Below are 1,469 nucleotides of genomic sequence, written 5' to 3'. Positions count from 1 at the left end.
CCCCCGAGCCCGCCCGGGGGGCCGCCCCCGGCCCGGCTCCGGACGAACCGTCCGTCGATGACCTGCTGGCCCTGGACCGCGAGCACGTGTGGCACCCCTATGCCCCGATGCCCGGCACCGTGCCGCCGCTGCCGGTGACCTCCGCCCGGGGGGTGCGGCTGCGGTTGGCGGACGACACGGAACTGATCGACGGGATGTCCTCCTGGTGGTCGGCGATCCACGGCTACCGCCATCCCGTGTTGGACCGGGCGGCGCACCGGCAGGTGGACCGGATGAGCCACGTGATGTTCGGCGGTCTGACCCACGAGCCGGCGGTGCGTCTGGCGGCTCTGCTGGCCCGGATCACCCCCGAGCCGCTGCGCCACGTCTTCCTGGCCGACTCGGGGTCGGTGTCGGTGGAGGTGGCACTCAAAATGTGTCTGCAGTACCACGTCTCCCGGGGGCGGCCGGGGAAGCGCCGCCTGCTGACCTGGCGGGGCGGTTACCACGGGGACACCTGGCACCCGATGTCGGTGTGCGATCCCGAGGGCGGAATGCACCACCTGTGGTCGGGGGCGCTGCCCCGGCAGGTCTTCGTGGACGCGCCACCCGCCGCATGGGACGAGGGATACGCCCGCATGCTGGCCGAGGAGATCGGGCGGCACGCCGACGGGGTCGCGGCGGTGGTCGTCGAACCGGTGGTGCAGGGCGCGGGCGGGATGAGGTTCCATCACCCCGGGTACCTCCGGGTGCTGCGGGAGGCCTGCGATCGGCACGACCTGCTGCTGGTCTTCGACGAGATCGCCACCGGCTTCGGCCGGACGGGGGAACTCTTCGCCGCCGACCACGCGGGCGTGGCCCCGGACGTGATGTGTGTGGGCAAGGCGCTCACCGGCGGGTACCTGACCCTGGCCGCCACCCTGTGCACACCGGCCGTGGCACGCGGCATCGCGGAGGGGGAGGTTCCGGTGCTCGCGCACGGCCCCACCTTCATGGGCAACCCGCTGGCCTGTGCGGTGGCGCTGGCCTCGGTGGGGTTGGTGCTCGACGGGGGGTGGCGGGCGGATGTCGCCCGCCTGGAGGAAGGGCTGCGAACGGGCCTGGAACCGGCGGCCGGGGGCCCGGGGATCCGGGATGTCCGGGTGCTCGGGGGCATCGGCGTGATCGAGGTGGAGGGCGGCATCGACATGACGGTCGCCCGCCGGATCGCGACGGAACACGGGGTGTGGCTGCGTCCCTTCCGCAATCTGGTGTACGCCATGCCGCCCTACCCGTGCACGACGGACGAGATCGCGGCGATCACCACGGCGATGCGGGCGGTGGCGGAAGGAGCCCGGTCGTGAGCGGGGCGCGTCGTTGGGTGGTGACCGGTACGGGGACGGGCGTGGGCAAGACGGTGGTCACCGCCGCGCTGGCCGCCGCCTGGTGCGCGGCGGGGCAACGGGTGACGGTGGTGAAACCGGCCCAGACGGGGGTGGGTGCCGGGGAGC

The 1,469-nt window shown here is 73.7% G+C and carries 2 protein-coding genes; both read left to right on the top strand.

All coding sequences use genetic code 11. The features are described from left to right. Window positions 1-62: 62 nt before the first annotated feature. Window positions 63-1,322: an adenosylmethionine--8-amino-7-oxononanoate transaminase gene (locus tag FOE67_RS25565; protein ID WP_182667189.1), complete on the top strand. Its 1,260-nt coding sequence runs from the start codon at window positions 63-65 to the stop codon at window positions 1,320-1,322. Continuing rightward, a partial coding sequence (locus FOE67_RS30695; protein WP_369075300.1) for an AAA family ATPase occupies window positions 1,205-1,469 on the top strand: 265 nt, incomplete at its 3' end. The genes FOE67_RS25565 and FOE67_RS30695, both read left to right, overlap by 118 nt.

The organism is Streptomyces calidiresistens (assembly GCF_014141525.1).
In the GTDB taxonomy this organism is placed as follows: domain Bacteria; phylum Actinomycetota; class Actinomycetes; order Streptomycetales; family Streptomycetaceae; genus Streptomyces; species Streptomyces calidiresistens.
The sequence above is the reverse complement of the archived record's forward strand: the minus strand, read 5'-3'. Positions and strand labels throughout refer to the sequence as shown.